The organism is Candidatus Poriferisocius sp. (genome assembly GCF_965204015.1).
GTDB lineage: Bacteria > Actinomycetota > Acidimicrobiia > Acidimicrobiales > Bin134 > Poriferisocius.
The window spans coordinates 1,984,225-2,006,762 of sequence record NZ_OZ241965.1 but is presented as its reverse complement, the minus strand read 5'-3'; the positions used below and the strand labels follow the sequence as shown (position 1 = coordinate 2,006,762).

19 protein-coding genes are annotated in these 22,538 nt (G+C 64.0%); 11 read left to right on the top strand and 8 right to left on the bottom strand.

Annotated features, from left to right (window positions below; genetic code table 11):
- Positions 1-26 precede the first annotated feature (26 nt).
- Positions 27-1,241, top strand: coding sequence for a cytochrome P450 (locus ACOGJC_RS08955; protein WP_419848160.1), 1,215 nt, complete (start codon positions 27-29; stop codon positions 1,239-1,241).
- Complete coding sequence (locus ACOGJC_RS08950; protein ID WP_419848159.1) at positions 1,238-1,612, top strand: c-type cytochrome; 375 nt, start codon at positions 1,238-1,240, stop codon at positions 1,610-1,612. The genes ACOGJC_RS08955 and ACOGJC_RS08950 overlap by 4 nt, the downstream gene beginning before the upstream one ends.
- Before the next feature lies 1 nt (position 1,613).
- On the opposite strand, the gene ACOGJC_RS08945 is transcribed toward ACOGJC_RS08950, so the two are convergent.
- Positions 1,614-2,228, bottom strand: a complete 615-nt coding sequence (locus tag ACOGJC_RS08945; RefSeq protein WP_419848158.1) for a cysteine hydrolase — start codon at positions 2,226-2,228, stop codon at positions 1,614-1,616.
- 57 nt (positions 2,229-2,285) lie between these two features.
- Between ACOGJC_RS08945 and ACOGJC_RS08940 the strand changes: the two genes are divergently transcribed.
- Positions 2,286-4,565, top strand: coding sequence for a xanthine dehydrogenase family protein molybdopterin-binding subunit (locus ACOGJC_RS08940; protein ID WP_419848157.1), 2,280 nt, complete (start codon positions 2,286-2,288; stop codon positions 4,563-4,565).
- The gene (locus tag ACOGJC_RS08935) at positions 4,562-5,788 is read left to right on the top strand and encodes a cytochrome P450 (protein ID WP_419848156.1); all 1,227 of its coding nucleotides are present in this window, start codon (positions 4,562-4,564) and stop codon (positions 5,786-5,788) included. Before ACOGJC_RS08940 ends, ACOGJC_RS08935 begins: the two co-directional genes overlap by 4 nt.
- A gap of 81 nt (positions 5,789-5,869) precedes the next feature.
- Here ACOGJC_RS08935 and ACOGJC_RS08930 read toward each other — a convergent pair whose 3' ends face one another.
- The 4 genes from ACOGJC_RS08930 to ACOGJC_RS08915 form a co-directional block, all read right to left on the bottom strand.
- On the bottom strand, positions 5,870-7,216 hold the full coding sequence (locus tag ACOGJC_RS08930; RefSeq protein WP_419848155.1) for a 30S ribosomal protein S1: 1,347 nt from the start codon (positions 7,214-7,216) through the stop codon (positions 5,870-5,872).
- 52 nt (positions 7,217-7,268) lie between these two features.
- The gene (locus tag ACOGJC_RS08925; RefSeq protein WP_419848154.1) at positions 7,269-8,198 is read right to left on the bottom strand and encodes a TIGR03621 family F420-dependent LLM class oxidoreductase; all 930 of its coding nucleotides are present in this window, start codon (positions 8,196-8,198) and stop codon (positions 7,269-7,271) included.
- Between the two features lie 115 nt (positions 8,199-8,313).
- Entirely contained in the window at positions 8,314-8,847 is a 534-nt protein-coding gene (locus ACOGJC_RS08920) for a hypothetical protein (RefSeq protein ID WP_419848153.1), read from the bottom strand.
- A gap of 931 nt (positions 8,848-9,778) precedes the next feature.
- Positions 9,779-11,278: a trypsin-like serine protease gene (locus ACOGJC_RS08915; RefSeq protein WP_419848152.1), complete on the bottom strand. Its 1,500-nt coding sequence runs from the start codon at positions 11,276-11,278 to the stop codon at positions 9,779-9,781.
- Positions 11,279-11,555: 277 nt separating this feature from the next.
- Between ACOGJC_RS08915 and ACOGJC_RS08910 the strand changes: the two genes are divergently transcribed.
- A complete protein-coding gene (locus tag ACOGJC_RS08910) occupies positions 11,556-13,787 on the top strand; it encodes a UvrD-helicase domain-containing protein (protein WP_419848151.1) in 2,232 nt (743 codons plus the stop codon).
- A 293-nt stretch (positions 13,788-14,080) separates the two neighbouring features.
- Positions 14,081-14,242: a hypothetical protein gene (locus ACOGJC_RS08905; protein WP_419848150.1), complete on the top strand. Its 162-nt coding sequence runs from the start codon at positions 14,081-14,083 to the stop codon at positions 14,240-14,242.
- A gap of 463 nt (positions 14,243-14,705) precedes the next feature.
- On the opposite strand, the gene ACOGJC_RS08900 is transcribed toward ACOGJC_RS08905, so the two are convergent.
- A complete protein-coding gene (locus tag ACOGJC_RS08900) occupies positions 14,706-15,368 on the bottom strand; it encodes a hypothetical protein (protein WP_419848149.1) in 663 nt (220 codons plus the stop codon).
- A 217-nt stretch (positions 15,369-15,585) separates the two neighbouring features.
- Positions 15,586-16,059 (bottom strand): hypothetical protein, encoded by a 474-nt coding sequence (locus ACOGJC_RS08895; protein WP_419848148.1) that lies wholly within the window; start codon positions 16,057-16,059, stop codon positions 15,586-15,588.
- A gap of 123 nt (positions 16,060-16,182) precedes the next feature.
- Between ACOGJC_RS08895 and sucC the strand changes: the two genes are divergently transcribed.
- The 4 genes from sucC (at position 16,183) to purH (ending at position 20,363) form a co-directional block, all read left to right on the top strand.
- Positions 16,183-17,331 (top strand): ADP-forming succinate--CoA ligase subunit beta, encoded by a 1,149-nt coding sequence (gene sucC, locus ACOGJC_RS08890; protein WP_419848147.1) that lies wholly within the window; start codon positions 16,183-16,185, stop codon positions 17,329-17,331.
- Positions 17,328-18,212: a succinate--CoA ligase subunit alpha gene (sucD, locus tag ACOGJC_RS08885; protein WP_419848146.1), complete on the top strand. Its 885-nt coding sequence runs from the start codon at positions 17,328-17,330 to the stop codon at positions 18,210-18,212. The genes sucC and sucD overlap by 4 nt, the downstream gene beginning before the upstream one ends.
- A 70-nt stretch (positions 18,213-18,282) precedes the next feature.
- Positions 18,283-18,846 carry a phosphoribosylglycinamide formyltransferase gene (gene purN, locus ACOGJC_RS08880; RefSeq protein WP_419848145.1) on the top strand — a complete coding sequence of 188 codons (564 nt, stop codon included), beginning with the start codon at positions 18,283-18,285 and terminating at the stop codon, positions 18,844-18,846.
- Positions 18,843-20,363, top strand: coding sequence for a bifunctional phosphoribosylaminoimidazolecarboxamide formyltransferase/IMP cyclohydrolase (gene purH, locus ACOGJC_RS08875; RefSeq protein WP_419848144.1), 1,521 nt, complete (start codon positions 18,843-18,845; stop codon positions 20,361-20,363). The genes purN and purH overlap by 4 nt, the downstream gene beginning before the upstream one ends.
- Here the strand turns inward: purH and ACOGJC_RS08870 are convergent.
- Entirely contained in the window at positions 20,360-21,205 is an 846-nt protein-coding gene (locus ACOGJC_RS08870; protein WP_419848143.1) for a methylenetetrahydrofolate reductase, read from the bottom strand. The genes purH and ACOGJC_RS08870 overlap by 4 nt on opposite strands.
- 125 nt (positions 21,206-21,330) lie before the next feature.
- Here ACOGJC_RS08870 and icd point away from each other — a divergent pair, with 125 nt between their 5' ends.
- Positions 21,331-22,527: an NADP-dependent isocitrate dehydrogenase gene (icd, locus tag ACOGJC_RS08865; RefSeq protein WP_419848142.1), complete on the top strand. Its 1,197-nt coding sequence runs from the start codon at positions 21,331-21,333 to the stop codon at positions 22,525-22,527.
- Positions 22,528-22,538: the final 11 nt, after the last annotated feature.

Below are 22,538 nucleotides of genomic sequence, written 5' to 3'. Positions count from 1 at the left end.
CGGCAGTACGAGCACAAGGGGGAGCAATGCCCAATCACCCCACCCTCGACGGGGTCAACTTCATGGACGGGTTCTGGTTCCAGCACGAGCCCCACGAGGCGTGGACCTGGATGCGGGAGCACGCCCCGGTGTACTACGACGCCAACAGCGACGTGTGGGGCATCTCCCGATACCACGACATCTTGGCCATCGAGAAGGATCCCAAGACGTTCTCGTCCTACCGCAGCCCCCGGCCCCACGGGAACTCGCTGCCGATGATGATCTCCATGGACGACCCCGAGCACAAGCAGCGCCGCAAACTGGTGAACCGGGGCTTCACCCCCAAGCGGGTGCGGGATCACACCCCCGACGTCATCGCAATCTGCGACGAGATCTTGGACAAGGTGTGCGAGCGGGGCGAATGCGACTTCATTTGGGACATCGCCGCCCCTTTGCCGCTGATCCTGATCGGCGACATGCTGGGCTTTCCCCGAGACAGCTACGACGACCTGCTGGAGTGGTCCGACGACATGATGCGGGCCACCACCGAGACCGACCAGGAGGCGCTCGAGAAGGGGATCATGGCCGGCGTGGCCTTTCGGGAGTTCCTGATGGGAGTGATCGCCGACCGCCGGGCCCGCCCGCCTCAGTCGGATCTGGTGAGCGTGTTGTGCCATGCCGAAGTGGACGGCGACAGGCTCGACGACGAGTCGCTGTATCAGGAGGGGCTGCTGATCTTGATCGGGGGCGACGAGACGTCCCGCCACGTGATCAGCGGGGGGATGCTGGCGCTGATGGAGCACCCCGACCAGAAGGCGCTGTTCAACCAGCGGGCGGCCGACGATGCCTGGATGGAGCGAGCGGTGGAGGAGTTGCTGCGCTGGGTGACCCCCATCAAGAACATGTCCCGCAGCGCCACCCGGGATGTGGAGATGCACGGCGAGACCATCGGCGAGGGGGACCAGATCATCCTGTTCTACCCGTCGGCCAACCGGGACGATCGGGTGTTCGACGACCCGTTCAAATTCGACCTGGAACGCGACCCCAACCAGCACCTGGCCTTCGGATGGGGGACGCACTTCTGCCTGGGGGCGTCTTTGGCCCGCCTGGAGCTCAAGATCATGTTCCAGCGGCTGGCCGAGAGGATGCCCGACATCCAGCTGGCCAACGACGAGCCGCTGCCGTGGCGGGCGTCCAACTTCATCGTCGGCCCCGAGGCCATGCCGGTGACGTTCACCCCCAGCGGCCCGGTGGGAGCTTGACCCTGTCCGTTTCCCGTTGGCGAAGGGCGTTCGGCGTCCTGCTGGCGGGCGGTCTGCTGATGCTGGTCGCTGCGGCTGGCTGTAGCGATTCGGTCCCTGCGGAATCATCCGACGCCCCGCTGTCGGCCGAGTCGTTCACTTTGGGCAAGAACGTGTATCTGACCCGCTGCGTCGGGTGTCACGGCGTCGATGGCAGCGGCATCGTCGGACCCGACATTCGCCCCGGCAAGGTACTGAATAAGTACGCCTCAGCCGTGGCGATGGAAGCGCTGGTGCGCGACGGGCTCGGCGAGATGCCCGAGTTCGGCTCCAAGCTCAGAGACGAGGAAATTGCCGGCGTTGTGGCCTACGTCCGAGGCGGTTTGGGCTGACCTAGCCCGTCCAGGCATCCACCACATCGGCAGTGGTGGTGACGGTGGCGACGATGCCGAGGGTGTGCTCGAACACCGCGTCCACATAGTCGGGCGGGGTGCCGGCCACGGCGTCGCGGGGGATCACCACCACATAGCCGGCGTTGACCGCATCGAAGGTCAGGTTGATGATGGCGACGTTCACCGACACCCCCACGGCCACGATGGTGCGGATGCCCTCGTTGCGCAGCAGCGAGTCGAGCTCGGTGCCCTCGAATGGTGACAACCCGTGGTGGCGAGGCAACACGATGTCGGCGTCGGCCACCCCGATCTCGGGCACCACCTCCACTGCCGGGGTGCCAACGTGCAACTGCACCGGCATCTTGGGCATGGCCCGGAACAAGCGGGCATTGCTATTGCCGCCCCACCCGTCAACCCGATGCTGGGCCGTGCAGTGGACTACCCGCACTCCCGTGGCCCGAGCAGCGTCAGCCAGCGCCGCCACATTCGGGATCAGCCCCTCCTTGGCCGCCTCAGCCAGAGCGGGCAGGGCCGACAGTTCCCCAATCACCCCGTTCTGGCACTCCTGAAGCACCAAAGCCGTCGTTGCCGGATCGACTACCTCACGCAGTTCCATTCCAATTCACCCTCCCATTCCGGGTTCCGACAGTGCGCCATCCATAATGACCACCCTATGGCTGGGTCGATATTGGGGACTGAAGTTATCCGCCGGGAGGACGGGACTCTGCTTACCGGCGAGGGGCAATACACGGGGGACTTGCGGCCCGACGGACTGCTGACCGCTTATTTCGTGCGTTCGCCGGTAGCCCACGCTTTGATCGGGGAGATCGACCTAGGAGCATCAGCCGACCTCCCCGGCATAGTCGCGGTGTACACCGCCGACACCATTGGAGTGGAGCAGGTCAAGCCCCGCTTTCCCCTCGACCCCCACTTCGCACGGGGGCCGCTGGCCGGCGATCGGGTTCGCTTTGTGGGCGAGCCGGTGGCCCTGGTGGTGGCCGAGACCTTGGCGGCCGCCCAAGACGCCGCCGATGAGATCATGGTCGACTACCAGTCGCTTCCGGTATCGATGGACGCCGAGGCCGCGGTGACCAGCGGCGAGGCGGTGCTGTTCCCGGAGCGGGGCTCGGACTCGATGTTCAGGGCCTTCGACCCGGTGGAGGGCTTGCACGATAAAGCCGATCGGATTGTCACCGGCCGCATCATCCACAACCGGATGGCGGTGGTGCCGATGGAAACCGACGCGGTGCTGGCTGATCCCACCGGAGAGCAGCTCACCTTGTGGGTTTCCACCCAGGGTGCCCACCCCACTCGAGGGGGCATCGCCGAGTCGTTGGGGTTGGACCCCGACGAGGTGCGGGTGATTGCCCCATGGGTGGGCGGCGGCTTCGGGGCCAAGGGCGGGTGGCGAGTCGAGCATGTGGCAGTGGCCGCGGCGGCCCGGCAACTGGGTCGTCCGGTGGTGTGGACGGAGACCCGGGCCGAGAACCTCATCTCCATGCAGGCCCGTGATCAGGTCCACTACGCCCGCGTCGGTGTGGCCGACGACGGCCGAATGGTTTCGCTGGAGGTGATTGCGCTGGTGGACGCTGGGGCTTTTCCTGGTCTGGGCGGCATTCTCCCCGGCATTACCCGGGTCATGGCGTCGGGGGTCTACGGCATTGAGAAGGTGCAGTTCGACTACGGCTTGGCGGCCACCAATCGGGCGCCGTTGGGGGCGTTCCGGGGGGCGGGCCGGCCCCAGGCCACCCTCACCATCGAGCGCATGGCCGACCTGGCCGCGGCCGAACTGGGCATTGACCCGGTGGAATTCCGCCGCCGCAACTTCTTGGCCCCCGAAGACTTCCCGCTGGTGACTCCCACCGGCGGGGCCTACGACACCGGCGAGTACGAGAAGGCCCTCGACCGGGCCTGCGAACTGGTCGGCTACCACGATCTTCGGGCCGAGCAGGCTGCTCGTCGAGCCGCCGGCGACCCCAAGAGACTGGGCATCGGTTTGTCGTGCTATGTGGAGGTAACCGCACCGACCGGCCAAGAGGAGCACGCGGTGGTGGAGGTTCATCCCGACGGGTCGGCCACGGTGGCGGTGGGCACCTCCTCGCACGGCCAGGGCCACGAGACCGCGTTCACCATGATCGTGGCCGACCGGCTGGGCATCGACATGGACAGGATCTCCTTCGTGCAGTCCGATACCGCACGGGTCGCCCGGGGAGGCGGCACCGGCGGATCGCGCAGCGCCCAGCTCGGCGGCAGCGCCATTCATGCCGCCTCTATGGAGGTGCTGGACATCGCCCGGCAGCGGGCGGCAGATCTGCTGGAGGCCAGCGCTGACGACATCGTGGTCACCGATGAAGGCCGCCTCGGGGTGGTCGGGGTGCCCTCGGCATCGGTGAGCTGGGCTGACGTGGTCGAAGCGTCCGAAGAACCGCTGCGGGCCGAATTGGATCACACCACCGATGGACCCACATTCCCCTTCGGCACCCACATCTGCGTGGTGGAGGTGGACACCGAGACCGGGATGGTTACCCCGCGGCACTTTGTGGCAGTGGACGACGCCGGCAACCTGCTCAACCCCCTGATCGTGGCCGGCCAGCAGCACGGCGGGGTGGCCTCGGGCATCGGCCAGGCGCTGTACGAGCACGTGGTGTACGACGACGCCGGCAACCCGCTGACCACCGGCCTAGCCGACTACGCCATGCCCTCAGCCGCCGAGTTCTGCGACTTCACCGTCGACAGCACCATCACCCCCACCCACCTCAACCCCCTGGGGGTGAAGGGCATCGGCGAGGCCGCCACCATCGGCGCCACCCCGGCAGTGCAGAACGCGGTCATCGACGCCCTCAGCGATCTCGGAATCCACCACATCGACCTGCCCCTCACCCCCGATCGAGTCTGGGCAGCCATCCAGTCGGCGGGGGATCCTCCTGCCGCTATAGCGTGGCCTTCACTATGAGCGCCGACCCTGAGCAGATCATCGCCGACATCATCAACCCGGAAACCCGAGGGAACCTCTACCCGCACTACCACGCGCTGCGGGAGGCTGCCCCGATCCACAAGACCCACAACCCGATCCTGCACGAGGCATGGGTGTTCACCCGCCACTCCGATGCCGATCAGCTCCTGCGCAACCCCAAGGCCATCAGCGACCGACGCACCACCGAGATGTACAACGTGGGAGCGGGGGGCACCGAGTACTACGACATGATGAAGCGGATGCTGCTGTGGCTCGACCCGCCCGACCACCAGCGCATCCGCTCCATGGTGGCCCGGGTGTTCACCCCCCGAGCAGTGGAGAAGATCAAGCCGACCATCGACGACGTGGTGACCGGGCTGCTGGACGCGGTAGCCGACGACGGCGGCATGGACGTGGTGAGCCAGTTCGCCTACCCGCTGCCAGTACACGTGATCTGCGAGATGCTGGGCATCCCCCGCAGCGACATTCCCGACATCGAGCAGTGGATGTGGGACTTCGCCCGCCGGGGCGACATCGCCCATCTCAGCGACGAGATGATCGCCAACGGAGAAAAGGCGGTCCGGGGGTTCACCGAGTACTTCACCGCGTTGGCCACAGAGCGCCGGGCCAACCCGGGCGATGACCTGATGACCAAGCTGGTCACGGTGGAAGACGAACGAGGTCCGCTCACCGACCATGAGATCGTCCCGACCTGCATAATCCTGTTGCAAGCGGGCCACGAAACCACCGCCGACATCATCGGCAACGCCACCAAGGCGCTGTTGGAGAATCGGGCTGAGCTTGATCGCTTGCAGGCCACGCCCGAGATGATCGACGACGGCTTCGAAGAGCTCCTGCGCTACGACAGCTCGGTGCAAATCAACCACCGGGTATTGGCCGCCGACGTGGAGGTGGCCGGTCAGACCTTCCCCGAGGGCGACCTGTGTGTGGTGATGCTGGGGGCGTGCAACCGCGACCCCGAGGCGTTCCCCGAACCCGACCGACTGGACCTCAACCGCGACGCCAGCCAGCACAACGGCTTCGGCCTTGGGGCCTACTACTGCTTGGGCTCATCGCTGGCCCGAGCCGAGGCGATTGCCGCCCTTGACGCCTTGGTCCAGCGGTTCCCCACCCTGGAGCTCGACACTGCCAAGCCTGCTCCCGTCTATCGCCCCACCCTGGTGCTCCACGGCCACGAACACCTCCACGTCCGCTGGAACTAGCGGCCTGGCCTGGGAAGCCGAGGCCACAGCCGGTGGTGTACCCCAACCCCACCAGACAGGGTCACAAGGTCTAATCGGGCGTCAACCAGCGATGGCCTGGGAGATGGACAAGTCGACGCGGCGGCGTTTGCGATCGACGGCTAGCACCTTGACCCAAACCTCCTCGCCCGGAAGGACGATCTCCTCGGGGTGGTATACCCGGTACTCGGCCATCTCGGTGATGTGGACGAGGCCTTCAATTTCGTCGTTGACCGCCACGAACGCGCCGAAGTCCACTAGGCGGGTCACCCGACCGCTCATCACACCGCCAACCTCCAGGCTGGCCAGCGGGTCGGGGGTGAGCTTCATGGTGAGGTTCACCCGCTGCTTGGGCAACTGCACCGACTTGACCCGAACTTGCACCTCGTCGCCCACGCTCACTACCTCGTTGGGGTGCTGAACCCGCTTCCAGGTCATTTCGGAGGAGTGGACCAGGCCCCGCACCCCGTTGATGTCCACAAAGGCCCCGAAATCTTGGATGTCCACCACTCTGCCGGTGTACTCGTCGCCCGTCGACATCGTCTCCATGAACGCCTTGGCCGCTTTGCGCTGCTCGGCTCGGACCACTGCCTTGCGAGACAGCACCAAGCGGCCCGACACCTGGTCGGCCTCCACCACCTTGCACTGCACTTCCCGGCCGACCAGCGCCTGGAGGTTCTCCACCGGCTCCACATCGATCAGCGACGACGGAATGAACCCCCGCACACCCACGTCGCACGACAGCCCGCCCTTGACCACCGCGGTGATAGTGCCGGTAACGGCCTCGTTGGCCGCGGCCGCCCGGGCGATGTCCACCCAGGCGATCTGCTGCAAGGCCCACAGCCGCGACAGCACAATGCGGCCCTTGTGGTCTTCTCGCACCAGCACGGCGGCGTTGACCACCTCGCCCAGCACACACTGCTGGGACAGATCGGCAGCCGGATCGTCACCCCAGTAGCGCTGGCTGATGACTCCGATCCGGTCCCCACCCAAGTCGAGCTCTATTTCGTGGGCAGCCTTGGTTTTGACCGTCCCGGACACGATGGTCCCGCCGGTCATCCCATCCACCGTGGCTGGTGCTGGCTCCCCCGGTGGCGCTTCCGGCTTCGGCGGTTCGGCCGCTTCGGGTTCTTTGGCGGCTTCGGCTTCGGGTTCTTCGGCAGGTTCTTCGGCGGTTTGGGGCTCTTCGGCGGTTTGGGGCTCTTCGGCGGCTTCGAGTTCGGCTTCGGGTTCTTCGGCGGGTTCGGCTTCTTCGGCGGGTTCGGCTTCGGGTTCTTCGGCGGCTTCGGCTTCGGCTTCGGCTTCTTCGGCGGCAGCCTCTGGCTCTTCTACCGAAGCTTCGGATTCTTCGACAGGCTCCGGCTCGACCTCGGGGGTCTCGGATTCCAGAGTGGTCTCCGCCTCAGACATAGGGGAATTAACACTAATGGCCTCGCCCAGAGCATCGACAAAGGAAAGCCGGTCAGGTTCCCGCCAGGCGGGCCACCACTGGGGCCATTTCCTCCATGGATTCGATTGACAGGCCGATGTAGCTGATGCCCAATTCCTCCCGCTGGCGCACCAGCTTGTCCACCACCTCATCCACTGTCCCGATCATGCTGTGAGGCGACTCCAGCGCCTGGTCGGTGTCCAGCCCCAGCGCCGGGGCCAACGCCCCGGCAAAGCTCCGCTTGTCGTCGGTAACTCGGGCCACATGAACCCGAGAGTGCAGTTCCAATTCTTCGAACCGCTCTCCGGCGCTCTCCCGGATCCAGTCGATCTTGGCCACAGTGGCCTCGGCCGTGGCCGACGGACCCACTCGGTTGTCGATGACTCCGGCAGCCATATTGGGATTCACCCCCACGATGTCGGCCGTTCGGGCGGCCAACCGCAGCACCCGCTCGGAGCCTCCGGCCACAAACAACGGCGGCCCTCCCGGTCGCACCGGCTTAGGCAGCCCCTCAAGGCCGTCGATGGTGTAGTGCTGACCCGAGTATGTGACCGTCTCGCCGGCCAGCAGCCCCTTGATGATGGCCACCGCCTCGCCCAGGCGCTCGATTCGCACGCCGGGCCGGTCCATGGCAATGCCGGTGCTGTGGTAGTCGCTGTTCTGCCATCCGGCTCCGATGCCCAACTCGAACCGCCCGCCGGACAACACGTCCAGGGTGGCCGCCTCTTTGGCCAGCGCCGCCGGGTGGCGGAAATCGTTGGCCAACACCATGGTCCCCAACCGCAGCGTTGTGGTGGCCTCCGCGGCAAAAGCCAGCGCCACCATCGGCGCGGGCCCCTGGTCGAAATGATCGGGCATACAGAAGACGTCGTACCCCAACCCTTCCGCCCGCCGAGCCATCTCCCGCCACCCCTCAGCGTCAGTAAACCCCCGAGCCTGCACCCCAAACCGAAACTTCCGCATCGCGGGGCACCCTAATGCTGCTCAGAGTGAACTTCTGGCTCCCGACTGTTACTTGTCTCCTATGCCTGGCTTCAAGGGCTTGACAGTCAGGCCCTGCCAGGTTTGTCGCAACGGTTCATTCGGGGGGTGCGAGGTGGGTTTGAGGTTGATGGCGCAGGCTCATGGCTTGTTCGCATTGGCCTTGGTGTCTGGCCGGGGTGTTGTGGGTGCAGTAGTGCTCCACGGGTTGTATGTCCAGCACAGTGGCCCTTGCATTGGCTTTGTTGCAGGCTTCGTTTATGAGCGGTTCATGGGGTTGTTTGGGGCTGCCATCGACGTTGTCGCTGAAATCAGGCGGGGCTATCTGGTCAGCGATGATCCGGTCTCCGGTGGCCATGGGGCCGATGTCGCCGTTCCACAACGTCCAGGCGTCTTCGTCGAAGCGGACTTGGGGGTAGGGCAGGTCCAGGAGGACGGCCAGCGGCTCTCCGTCGGGGCCAGTGTGCTTCCACGAGTCTCCCCAAAGCACCGCTTGTGGCACCGCGGTCGCCGTGAGGTAGAGGTACGCGCATTCCCGCTCCGAGTAGAAGTTCTTCCCCGCCGGCTCTATCGAAAGAACGCCCACGAGTTTGGCCAGATCCAGTTCCGTGTTGGGATGGTACGGATGCATGCCATGAAGCGGCGGAGGCGGCAGCTCTGCAATGGTCGGCGGCTCGCCAGGGCCCCAGCCGTTGGCGGTCGGCTCGACAACAGGCGCGAAGCCCTGTTGTTCCAACAGGTCCCGCTGATTCCATGGCCTCGTATCCTCCACGCATATGCGTTCCAGTTCTTGCCCTTCGTGCCATACCCACTTTGGCGGCCTGTTCGAGCAAAGCCACTCCACCGATGTCCAAAGGCCTGCGGGTCTGGCAAGAGCGTGGGCGGGGCAGACATCCCAGAAAAGATGTAGCTCGTGGGGTTCCTTGCCTCCGATCGTTTCGAGTAACGGGTCTGAGGACACAATGACTCGATCTCCGTGGGAGATCGGTATGTCGTAGTCCCATAGCGGGTTCCACAGCGTCTGGCTGTCCTCATCAAGACGTACCTCGGGATAGCGCAGCGACAACGCCAAGCGCCTTCCCTTCCATTTCGCCAACGAGTCATCCACGAACTCCCGCGAGACATTGGTGAGGTATACGCAAGGTGGCTGTATGGAAATCACCGCATGCAACCAGCCATGCGAGGGACTCATCCGTTCTGGGTGGTCCACCCACATGCCCGCCAGCGGTGGCCGCGGCCAATCCTCGTCATGCCGTCGGCTGTCCTCTTGACTCCCCACCCCGGTCCCCTCGGGCAGTCGATCCGGTCCGCTCCGTTGGGGCTCGGCTGTCGTCGGCAAGTTGGTAGGCGGCTGCTCCACTGCCACCTGTGGCTCAGACGAGCACCCCACAACCGCCAATCCCAAACACGCCAACACAATTCCGCACCGGGTCGCCCCTCCAATGCGCAACGCCGCGCTGCGCGATCCAGGATCCCTTTTGTTGCTGTGTGCCTCTGTTCGAGGAGCATGCCTCGCGCTGCGTTGTTGATCTCGACCGGTCATTCCAATTCCTTCGGGGCTGTCAAGGGGCACTCAGGGTGAATGGTTCGGTGAGTACATCCACCTTCAGGAATGCCTCAACCTCCCGGATCGCCGAAAACGTGGCCGTCCTGCCTGTTCCTTCGCAATCCGTACCGCCGTTACTGCTCGCGTGTATCCCGTAGGCTGTACCGCCCCTATAGTAGGGTCCCCCGCTGTCCCCTTCGCAGCTCCTTAGATTTTGGCCGTACACCCTAACGAACACGTGACCGCAGTCCACTTTTGAGCCACTGGAGTCAAGGCAGGGATCATCACTCCATTCCGGCGCATGGTCGATGCTGATGACTTCGCCACAAGATATCCCGCTATTCCTGCCTGTGTGGCACACGAAGTCACCTGGCATGTCATCGCGGGCGATGGTCATGTCGGCGCGGGCGATGGTACCGGTGACGTCGCATGAGGGGTTGGGGTAGCTGCGTACGTCGCGGCACACATAGTCGTCGGCTACATAGTGGGATCCGCTGGTGGGAATGGGAATGCGGTGAAACTGGGCGTCGGCGGTGGCGCTCAGCCAGCCATAGACGAACGGCAGAACCACACTGTTCATTCTGAACGTGACAGTCTCGGTTGGGCCGTTATCGCCGCAGTGACCTGCGGTGATGACGCCGTAGTCGTAGCCGCCGCGGATGGTTCGCCGGGCCGTGAATCCTGAAGTGCATCCCCCCATCTTTTCGCCGCCTTGGAAGCTCTCCGCTGGGGCGATGCCGCGGCCGTCGGCGACAGTGAAGGGCACTTCGATGTGATCGTCGAGCAGTTTCGCGACCACGGCCTTGCTTTGCTCGAAGGGCAGTTCAGACACCGTGCCGAGCGGGCCGACATCGGGAGCCAGGCCTGGGTCTATGCCGACGCGTACAGCATTGCCCGCCATGTCGGTCTCCAAGAACGTGACTACGTCGGCCAAACCAGCGTCAATTCCGCCCTCGGTCTCGCCCGGCCCGCCGGGGACGCCAGGCACACCAGGTCCGGTCTGCGTTTCTTCGCTGGTGTTGCCCACTGCGCCGCTGTTTGTGGCAGGCCTTTGAACCGCGAAGAGTTCTTGTGAAAGATCGCGCTGCGCGGTCAGGAGCTCAGCGTAGCTGTGCTGGGCGCCGGTGCGGATTCCCACGTCGCTGTGAGCCTCTGCCACAGCAGCCGCGGCAGAACTAGCCGGTTCGTCGCCGGTGAGCAGCACCCAGCCCCCGAAACCGCCGCGGTGGTTGATACCCCACCCTGCCACTCGCGCCGCCTCAAGATCGCGGATCGTCGAAAGGGCCTCTCGGATGACCTCAATCCGTGCTAGGCGGCGGCGGGCTTCATCCTGCGACACGGAGTACTCCAACGCGTATGACTCCACCGCCACATCTGCCGTTTCTGCAACCGGGTTCGTCTCTATTGGCTCAGGCTGCTTGTTTTCGGCCGCATACACGGTGCCCGCGGTTGTCGCACCAACCGCAAATAGTCCGATTGCGCAGAGCAGTATTACCTGCCGCTTCTTCCACTTCATTTGGCACCTCCGATTCTGGGCTTCACCCCTTGACTTAAGTCTGGGATTGAGGATGCGTCTCATGTTTCGGCTCCTTTACGTCTTCAATCGAACGTACGCCTGCTTCATCGGCGCTGCAATCAAAACGAGTGTCAAAACATGACGAGTTTTTGTCATGTTTTGACACTTGACGATGTCGGGGCGAGGGTGTAGAAGGCGGGTCTTTTGTTGATGCGGATTGAGAGCAGAGGTGTGCTCGGGTCCCAAGCCGACACAGGTCGCCGGTAGTGTGATCCCAATGCCACCGACAGCGCTCATCGAGGGTCTGAACCCGGCTCAGATCGATGCGGTCACCCATCCTGGCGGCCCCATTTTGGTGATCGCCGGGGCGGGATCGGGCAAGACCCGCGTCCTCACCCACCGCATCGCCTACCTCATCGATGAACTGGGCATTTCCCCGTTCGCCCTCTTGGCCATAACCTTCACCAACAAGGCGGCCCAGGAGATGAAGCACCGGGTGGGCGCCCTCGTCGGACCAGTGGCCGACAAGATGTGGGTGAGCACTTTTCACTCGGCCTGCGCCCGCATCCTGCGCTATGAGGCCGAGGCCATCGACTTCCCATCCAGCTTCACCATTTACGACCAGGCCGACGCCGTACGGCTCACCCGCTACATCCTCAACGATTTCGGCTTCGACCCCAAGCAGATGCCCCCTCGGTCGATTCACGCCGCCATCAGCGCGGCCAAGAACGAGATGATCGGCGTGGCCCAGTACAAAGACCGGGCGGCCAATGTGTTCGAGCGCCGCATCGGCGAGATCTACGACGAGTACCAACAGCGCCTCCGACGGGCCGGAGCCATGGACTTCGACGATCTGCTGGGCACCACCGTGAACCTGTTCCGCCAACAGCCCGATGTGCTCGACCGCTACCGCCGCCGCTTCGAACACGTGCTGGTGGACGAGTACCAGGACACCAACAGTGTGCAGAACCAACTCGTGCTGCTCTTGGGCCAAGAGCACCGCAACGTGTTCGTGGTGGGCGATGCCGACCAGTCGGTGTACCGCTTCCGGGGGGCCGACATCCGCAACATTCTGGAGTTCGAGCGGGCCTTCGAAGACGCCACGGTGGTGCTGTTGGAGCAGAACTACCGCTCCACCCAGCGCATCCTCAGCGCGGCCAACGCGGTGATCGCCAACAACCTCAGCCGCAAACCCAAGAACCTGTGGTCCGACCAATCCGACGGCGAGCGCATCGTCCGCTTCTGCGCTTCCGACGAATACGAGGAGGCCCGCTGGGTGGTGCGAGAGGCGTTCCGGCTCCACGACGACGAGCAGCACCGCTGGGATGAGATGGCGGTCTTCTACCGCACCAACGCCCAAAGCCGGGTAGTGGAAGAGCTGCTGATGGAGGCAGGGGTGCCCTACCAGCTCATCGGCGGCACCCGGTTCTACGACCGCCGGGAGGTCAAAGATGCGCTGGCCTATCTGCGGGTGACGGTCAACCCCGGCGACGCTGTAAGTCTGCGCCGGGTGTTGAACACCCCCAAGCGGGGGGTGGGCGACGGGTCGGTGGCCAAGCTGGAGGCGTGGGCCGAATCCCACGGCCTGACGCTGATGGATGCCCTGGGACACGCCGCCGAGGCCGGAATCAAGGGCAAGGCGCTCCGCGGCATCCAAGAGTTTCAGGGAGTAATCGCCGAGGCCGGCGAGCGGCTGGACGGCGGACCGGCTGCGGTGCTGGAGCACCTGCTTGAGAAAAGCGGCTATCTCGACCAGTTGGAGGTCGAGGCCGACCGCGAAACCACGGGCAACACCGAGGCCAGCGTGCAGGCCATGGGTCGACTGGAGAACCTCGACGAGCTCATTACTGCGGCCACCGAGAGCGAGAACGTCAGCGACTTCTTGGAGCTGGTCAGCCTGGTGTCGGACACCGATGAGATGACCGACGATTCCATGCTGACGCTCATGACTCTGCACTCGGCCAAGGGCCTCGAGTATCCCGTGGTGTTCTTGATCGGCATGGAAGAGGGCATATTCCCCCACATCCGATCGATCACCGAGCCCGACGAGTTAGAAGAGGAGCGCCGACTGGCCTATGTGGGCATCACTCGGGCCCAGCAGCGCCTGTATCTGACCCATGCCTGGACTCGAAACGTCCACGGCGCCTCGATGTACAACGCGCCGTCCAGGTTCCTGGAGGAGATCCCCAAAGAACTGGTTGACGACCGCGGCAGTAGCCTGAGCCGAACGGAACGCTCGGGCTACCGTCGGGATGTTTCCCGAGCCACCGGCTCATTCGCCGGACGAGACCGCATCGTGGACGCCGCCCAAGTTCCCCACTCCCCACCTGAGCCCGACCCCGACCCAGTCCGCCTCGTGGTCGGCGATGATGTGAACCACGCCAAGTTCGGTCTAGGGGTAGTGACCGACGTGAAAGGCGCAGGCAGCGACGCCGAGATCACCGTCAACTTCACCACCTCCGGTTCCAAGGTACTGCTCGCCTCTTACGCCCGCCTAGAGAAAGCCTGACCGCCGGGCATTTTCAGACTGCCGCACTTCAGATTGGGATACCTGTTCTGTCCACGAAGGTCGTGTACGCGGGAGGTAGGTATGTAGTCGATGATGGAGTATGTCCGAATCTCTTTCGCCATATCTCCTGGTATTCCGGTTATCCCAAAAGCGGTTATCGCCATGAGAAACAAGGACATTTCGAGAACTGCGTAGTCAAATACGGGTGCATTTCTAGCAGCTATCCATATAATCTGCTGTACTCATACTCCAATGGCACGTTTACATGGCATACCACTGACTAGGATGATTCAGTGACTAGCATGATTCGTTTTCGGTTTATCGCAGCGGCTGTTGTTACCGCTCTGGTGATCGCCTTGTTGGCCGCAGTATTGGCCGCGGTGATCGTCCGAGGCACCTATGACTGTCCTGAAGACGCGGAGCGCCCAGCGATCTCTGCCCACGCTTCGCTCTAGCAGGCGGCTTTGAGTCAATAACTGAAGGGTCCGAGGGGTTAAATCCCCCCCTCGGACCCTTTGTGTACCAAGTCAGGGAATGGATCGTCTAGTTCGCTACTGTCGTCTTGTGGACTTGGGTCGAACGGAGTGGGGCACTGTGGGTTCCTTTGTGGTGAGAATTGTTCACCTTGCCGGGTGCGTGGCAGAGGCTCACCTCTTGGGGCATGGGCCTGCTCCAGCGCATCTTTGCCGAAATGTGGCACCAATTCGGCGTCGACAGCACTGTCGAAGGAGTGGCGCTCGCAGTCCAAAACCGCTGGGTCTACGTGCCTCGAAACGATCGGTAGAAGTGATCTGCTCCTGATCTTTGGACTATATGATAGTCACAAGAAAGGTAACTGTCCGTCGATGACGTCCCAAGCCAGTAGGTTAGTCGTTCGCCAGAGCTTCGCCGAATGAACTGCTCAGTTCGAGGGCCAGTTCAGGTCTTCTTCTCGGCAACCAGCCAGTCGTCAAGGTCTTCGTTGACTGCGGTTGGAGCACCAGGAAATGGCAGTTCGAATTCGTTGCCCAAGAGTGCGAATATGATTCCTCGTTGTGGATGGTCGAGAATCCATCCTTGTGGTGTAGTGAAATACCATTCGTTGCCGTCGCTGCGAGTATTGTACCAGACGCCTTCGAGGGGATCGTTGTTTGGCTGTAGATAGATGACGCTTTGGGCGCCGATGGGCAGCACAGAGCGCAATTGCATGACATCCGAGTCCATTGGTCTGGGTATCTGAACGTAATATCTTGTCCTGTCGTCGTCTTCAAACACGAGATTGAGGGTTACACCTTCGGGTTTATCCTCAGAAGCGCCGAAGAAACGCCCATTTTCTACATCGATCAGCGTGGCTTCAACGACGATTGTTGAGCGTTCGGCCAGATCCTGGACGGTGGCAGCCGGGTTATAGTCAAAATGGAACGACTGGAAGTATGAGTCATAGGTATAGGGAGATACCTCCTCGGACTCGGCACTGGAACCACAGGCAACCGCGATCAGAGATGCGATGATGAGTGCAAGACCGCGAAGCAGACGGAGGTGAATCCGGCGATTGGCCGGCTTCAGTGTTGTTGGGTTTGATGAGTCGGATACTGGTTTCATGAGTCCTCAACCTCCAGTTCGTCCATGTGGTCGATCGTGTGTTGTACATAGGTCTGAGAGGTGGAGGTGCCCGACACCATTTATCTGCGTATAACCATAAGAAGGATGCACACCCCTGTCAATGAATATCACTGTCAAAACATGACGAGTATTTGTCATGTCTTGACACTTGGCAGAGTGGAGGTCAGGGTGTGAATGCGGCGTTCGTTATAACTCGCTAAGGCCCGTCGTTGGCATTCACATCTACGATGACGTCGCCGTCGTCGGTTACCCACACGCCGAATTGAGTCAGCCCTTCACCGGTGGCCGAGAACACCAGGGTGGGGTCGCATATGTCGACGAACAGCCGCCGGTCGGCGTCCCAGTTGACCACGCAGTCTTCGCTCGCTCCGGGTGGTCGGGCGTCGAAAGCGAACCATCCCTCCTCGGGATCATCCCCGATGTGCTGGGTCCAAATTCGGCGTCCCCGCGACAGTGCAGACCAGACCACAGGCCCTTCCTCATCAATCTTCTCGGCCAGGTTCTCGGCGTTGCCGGCATTGAAGTCGTCGTCGCCCAGCTTCACCTCGATCTGATCGGAGCCGGCCAGCGACACCACGGCGAACACCAGCCCCACGCCCAGCCCGATGCTGACCACGGTATAGAAGACCGCTCGCAGCGGGGTGATCTTGGGTCCAGATGCGACGGGCACGAGTCCTTCCTCGGTTCGCTCCGACAGACGGTGTTGCTCCTAGTATCGCGGCGAAGCAACGGCGGTACGAACCATCGCCGCATCACACCGCAAACTTGGCCATCGCGCTGCATTGGGGAGCCCGTGGATCTATTCGAATATCAGGGAAAACAGTTCTTCGCGTCATACGGCATGCCGGTGTCGCCCGGTGAGGCGGTCACCACCGTTCACGACGCGGTGGCCGCGGCGGAGCGGCTGGGAGCGCCGGTTATGGTGAAGGCCCAGGTGCACACCGGCGGGCGAGGCAAGGCCGGGGGAGTCAAGTTCGCCGCCGACATCGACGCCGTTCGCACCCATGCGACCAACATCTTGGGCCTCGACATCCGGGGCCACATCGTCGAGAACCTGTGGATCGAGAAGGCCTCCGACATCGCCGAGGAGTACTACGTGAGCTTCACCCTCGACCGGTCGGCCAAACAGCACTTGGGGATGCTGTCGGCCGAGGGCGGGGTGGAGATCGAGACGGTGGCCGAGGAGAACCCTGACGCCATCGCCAAGATCTGGGTCGACCCGGTGGACGGCATCACCGAGGATCAGTGCCGCCAGTGGGTGTTGGCCGCCAACCTCAACCCCGACGTCACCGACCAAACGGTAGATCTGTTGTTGAAGCTGTACGAGGCGTACACCGAAGGCGACGCCGACCTGGTGGAGATCAACCCGCTGATCGTGACCCCCGAGGGGCGGGTGCATGTGCTCGACGCCAAGGTCACCCTCGACGGCAACGCCGGATTCCGCCACGACCTGGCCCCCTTCGACGCCACCCAGCCCCGCGACGAGCGGGAGGCTGCGGCCCACGCCAAAGGTCTGCAATACGTGGGCCTGGAGGGCTCGGTGGGCGTGATCGCCAACGGTGCCGGACTGGCCATGAGCACGGTGGACGTGGTCAACCAGGTGGGGGGCAAACCGGCCAACTTCTTGGACATCGGCGGCGGCGCCAATGCCGATGTGATGGCCGGGGCGCTGGAAGTGATCAACAACGATCCCGACGTTCAGTCCATCTTCATCAACATCTTCGGGGGCATCACCCGGGGCGAAGAGGTGGCCAACGGCATCATCGAGGCTATGAACCGGGTGGACATCGCCTCGCCCATCGTGATCCGCCTCGACGGCACCAATGCCGATGAGGGAAGGGCGCTGCTGGAGCCCCATCTGAGCGACCGGCTCATGATGGCGCCCACCATGCTGGAGGCCGCCCGAGAAGCCGTCACCCTCGCAGAAGGGTCCGCATCATGAGCATCTTCATCGACGAGAACACCAAGGTGGTCTACCAAGGCCTCACCGGGAGCCAGGGCCGCTACTACGGCATGCTGAACCGCGACTACGGCACCCAGGTGGTAGCCGGCACCAACCCCAAGAAGGCGGGCACCGATGTGGAGGGCGTGCCCATCTTCGCCACCGTGGCCGACGCGGTGGCAGCTACTGGGGCCAACGTGTCGTGCGTGTTCATCCCCGCTGCCGGAGTGCGCAGCGCGGTGCTTGAGGCCGCCGAGGGCGGAGTGGGGCTCGTCGTGGTAATCACCGAGGGTGTGCCCATGCATGACGAGGCCTACTTCTACAACAAGCTCAAGGCTGACTATCCCGATGTGCGGCTGCTGGGCCCCAACTGCCCCGGTCTCATCAGCCCCGGCAAAGCCAACATCGGCATCACCGCCGGCCACATCGCCAAAGAGGACGGTCCGGTGGGGATTGTGAGCCGTTCGGGCACCCTCACCTACCAGGCGCTGTATGAGCTGAAGCAGAAAGACATCGGTTGCACCACCTGCGTGGGCATCGGCGGCGACCCAGTGCCGGGCACCTCGTTCATCGACTGCCTGGCTGCCTTCGAGGAAGACCCCGAAACCGAGGCCGTCATGATGATAGGCGAGATCGGCGGGTCGGCTGAAGAGGAGGCCGCCGAGTTCATCGCCGCGAACGTGTCCAAGCCAGTGGTGGCTTATATCGCCGGAATGACCGCCCCGCCGGGCAAGAAGATGGGCCACGCCGGTGCCATCGTTTCGGGAGGCAAGGGCACCGCCCAGGCCAAGATGGATGCCCTGGCCGCCGCCGGCGTCCGCATCGGCCAGAGCCCTAGCGAGGCCGGCGACATCATGGCCGAGGTGGTTGCCCAGCTCTGAAAACAGGGACGAATCGGCTGGCAAAAAGACATCCCAAGCAGCCCGCGAAGTGGGTGGTAGGTTCGGCTCGATGCGGCTTGCGGTGTTGGCGTCGGGGAGTGGGACGATTTTGGATGCTATGGGCCGCAGTGGGCTGCCTATTTCGCTGGTGATGGTGGATCGGCGCTGTGGGGCGGAGAGGGTGGCGGCTGATCATGGGTTGGACTGTGTGCTGGTGGAGCGGGAGAGCTTTGGGGCTGATTTCGACCGGGTGGGCTACACCCAGCAGGTGACCGAGCGGCTCCAGGCCGAGGGCATCGAGTTGGTGGCGATGGCGGGGTTCGGCACGGTGTTGGATCAGCCGATGCAGGACGCCTATGGGGGGCGCATTCTCAATACCCATCCGTCGCTGCTGCCCGCCTTTCCGGGCTGGCACGCGGTGGCCGACGCCTTGGAGTACGGGGTGAAGGTCACCGGTTGCACCGTGCATGTGGCCACCCTGGAGGTGGATGCCGGGCCGATCCTGGCCCAGCAACCCGTTGCTGTGGAGCCCGACGACACGGTGGACACGCTGCATGAGCGCATCAAAACGGTGGAGCGCGACCTGTACATTCGCACTATCCAGGAAATCATCAACCGAGGGCATGTCTTATGAGCCAGGGAGCGGAGCGTCCTCCTCGGGCGTTGGTGTCGGTGTATGACAAGACCGGAGTAATCAACCTGGCCCAGCGGCTGGTGGCCCTGGGGTGGGAGATCATCTCTAGCGGGGGGACCGCCCGAGCTCTGGCCGACGCCGGGGTCCCGGTCATCCCGGTGGACGAAGTGACCGGGGCCCCCGAGATGATGGACGGCCGGGTAAAGACCGTCCATCCCGCGATCCACGGGGGCCTGTTGGCCGACATGACGAATCCCGGTCACGTTGAGGACATGGATAATCGGGGGATTGTCCCCATCAATCTGGTGGTGAGCAACCTCTACCCATTCCGCTCCGATCCATCGGTGGAGCAGATCGACATCGGCGGCCCCGCCATGGTGCGGGCGGCGGCCAAGAACCACGAGCGGGTCGGCGTGGTGGTGCGGCCCGACGACTACCCGGCAGTGCTTGCCGAGTTGGAGGCCGATGGCGGGTTGTCGGATGCCACCCGGCGGCGGCTGGCCCGCATCGCGTTCACTCACACCAGCGCCTACGACGCGGCCATAACCGACTGGCTGTCAGACGCCGATGACGAGCCGCTTCGGCCGACCGTGTCGCTGACCCTGGAGCGCCAAGAGGTGCTGCGCTACGGCGAGAATCCCCACCAGACCGGGGCCCGCTATCGCATTGCCGGCCAGTCGAGTTGGTGGGACCAGACAGCCCAGCTTCAGGGCAAGGCCATGTCGTACCTCAACGTGTTCGACGCCGACGCCGCCTGGCGGCTGGCCCACTCGCTGGGCGATGACCCGGCGGCCGCGGTGATCAAGCACGCCAACCCCTGCGGGGCGGCCGTGGCCGACGACATCGCCACTGCCTACCGCCGGGCCCACGAGTGCGATCCGGTGTCCGCCTTCGGGGGGATCGTGGCCGTGAATCGCCCGGTGACCGACGAGATGGCCGAAGCCATGGCCGACGTGTTCACCGAGGTGCTCATCGCCCCCCAGTACGAGGAGGCCGCGCTGGCCCTGCTGGCCAAGAAGAAGAACCTGCGGGTGCTCCACGCCCCACCCCCCGAGGCTGTCGAGCTGGAGGTTCGCACCCTCGGAGGCGCCGCGCTGGTTCAAACCCCCGACACCGTCACCATCGAACGCTCAGCCTGGCAGGTGGTTACCGAGCGGGCCCCCACCCCTGAGCAGTGGGCCGACCTCGAGCTGGCTTGGCGGGTGGCGGCCCGGGTGGGATCCAACTGCATCGTGCTAGCCAAAGATCGCCAGGCGGTGGGTATCGGCGCCGGCCAGCAGAACCGCCGCGACGCCGGGCGGATCGCGGCCGAAAAGGCCGCTGGCCGGGCCGCCGGCGGGGCCTGCGCCAGCGACGCCTTCTTCCCCTTCCGCGACGGCCTCGACGCCGCCGCCGAAGCCCAATGCGCCACCGTCATCCAACCCGGCGGCTCAGTACGCGACCAAGAGGTGATCGACGCCGCCAACGAGCACGGCATGTCCATGATCTTCACCGGCGAACGCCACTTCCGCCACTAGAGGCTGAGCTTCGCAGCTATCTGGATTGACGCTTCAGATCGATTGAGGGTGTAGAGGTGGATGCCGGGGGCTCCGGCGTTCAGCAGCGACTGGGAGAGTTCTGTAGCGGCGTTAGCGGCGGCCCTTATGCGGGCGGGGCCGGATAGTGATTCCAATTCGGCGAACAGGGGCTCGGGGAAGGCGGAGCCGTTCATTTCTGCGTAGCGGAGGATGCTTTTGGGCCAGATCACGGGCATGACGCCGGGGATCACTGGCTGGTGGCACCCGAGGTCGGCTAACTCGTTGCAGAGGCGGGTGTAGTCGGCGGGGTTGAAGAAGAACTGGGTGATAGCGAAGTCGGCTTGGCTCAGCTTGGCGGACAAGTGCCGCCGGTCGGTGGCGCGATCGGTGGAGCGGGGGTGGACCTCGGGGTGGGCGGCCACCCCTACGCTGAACCGGGCGGGGTGGGCCCGCACCACCTCGACCAGCTCGGAGGCATAGCGGAAGTCGCCGCTGATGGCCGATCCGTCAGGCGGGTCGCCGGCCAGGGCCAAGATGTTGACCACCCCGGCAGCGGCGTAGTCGTCCAACAGGGCAGCGACTCCCTGTCTGGTATGGCCGACGCAGGTCAGGTGGGCCATGGCCGGGAAGGGCCGATCCCGGCAGATGTCGGTCACGATGTCGCGGGTGCGGTCATGGCCGTCGCCCCCAACCCCGCAGGTCACCGACACGAACGAGGGGGCCAGACCGGAGAGCTCGTCCAGGGTTTCTTCCAGCTGCTTGGCGGCCACCTCGTCGGCTGGGGGAAAGAACTCGAACGACAGCGTTGGCTGGTAGCCCAACAAGTCGACAATCCGGGTCATCAAAGGGCAGCGTATGGCCCGATCGTCAGCAATCCGGCATTATTTGTCGAAGCCCAACCAGCCCTTGCAGGGACTTGATTCTTGGCTTCGTTGGGGGCAAAGGCCCGTCGGTATGCTCGCCGTATATGGGCGACAAGATCACAATCGGAGCTGGCGGGAAGCTCAACGTTTCTGACAATCCAATCATCCCGTTCATCGAGGGGGACGGAACCGGGGTGGACATCTGGCCGGCGGCGAAGCACGTTTTGGACGCCGCCGCGGGCAAGCATGGGCGCAAGATCGAGTGGATCGAGGTGCTGGCCGGGGAGAAGGCGTTCAACGAGACCGGCGACTGGCTGCCTCAGGACACCATCGAGAAGTTCACCGAGTACCTCATCGGCATCAAGGGCCCCCTGACCACCCCGGTGGGCGGCGGCTTCCGCAGCCTCAACGTGTCGATCCGCCAGATCATGGACCTGTACGTGTGTCTGCGCCCGGTGCGCTGGTTCACCAACGTGCCCTCGCCGGTGAAGAGTCCCCAACTGGTGGACATGGTGATCTTTCGGGAGAACACCGAGGACATCTACGCCGGACTTGAAGTTGAGGCGGGTACCCCCGAGGCGGCCAAGCTGCGCGACCTGCTCCACGACGCCTTGGGCTGGAACATCGCCGAGGACGCCGGCATCGGCGTGAAGCCGGTTTCCAAGACCGGGTCGCAGCGCCTCCAGCGGGCGGCGCTGAATTACGCCGTGCGGCGCAATCGCAAGCGGGTCCACTGGGTACACAAGGGCAACATCATGAAGTTCACCGAGGGGGCGTTCCGCGGCTGGGGCTATGACCTGGTGCGGGAGGAGTTCTCCGACGTGGCTGTGGGCTGGGACGACTGCGGCGGCGACGCTGGCGACAAGATCCTGGTGCAGGACGCCATTGCCGACATCGCCCTTCAGCAGGTGCTCACCCGTCCGGCCGAGTTCGACGTGATCGCCACCATGAACCTCAATGGCGATTACCTGTCTGATGCCCTGGCCGCTCAGGTTGGCGGCATAGGCATCGCGCCGGGGGCCAACATCAACTACGTGACCGGCCATGGCGTGTTCGAGGCCACCCACGGCACCGCCCCCAAGTACGCCGGGCAAGACAAGGTGAACCCGTCGTCGGTGCTCTTGTCGGGCGTGTTGATGTTCGAGCACTTGGGCTGGGACGATGCCGCCGACGACATCATCAACGCGGTGGAGGCCACCATCGGCGAGAAGATCGTGACCTACGACTTCGCCCGCCTGATGGACGGGGCCACCGAGGTGAAGTGCTCGGAGTTCGCGTCGGCCATCGTCGACCGGCTCTAGCCGCCCGACGA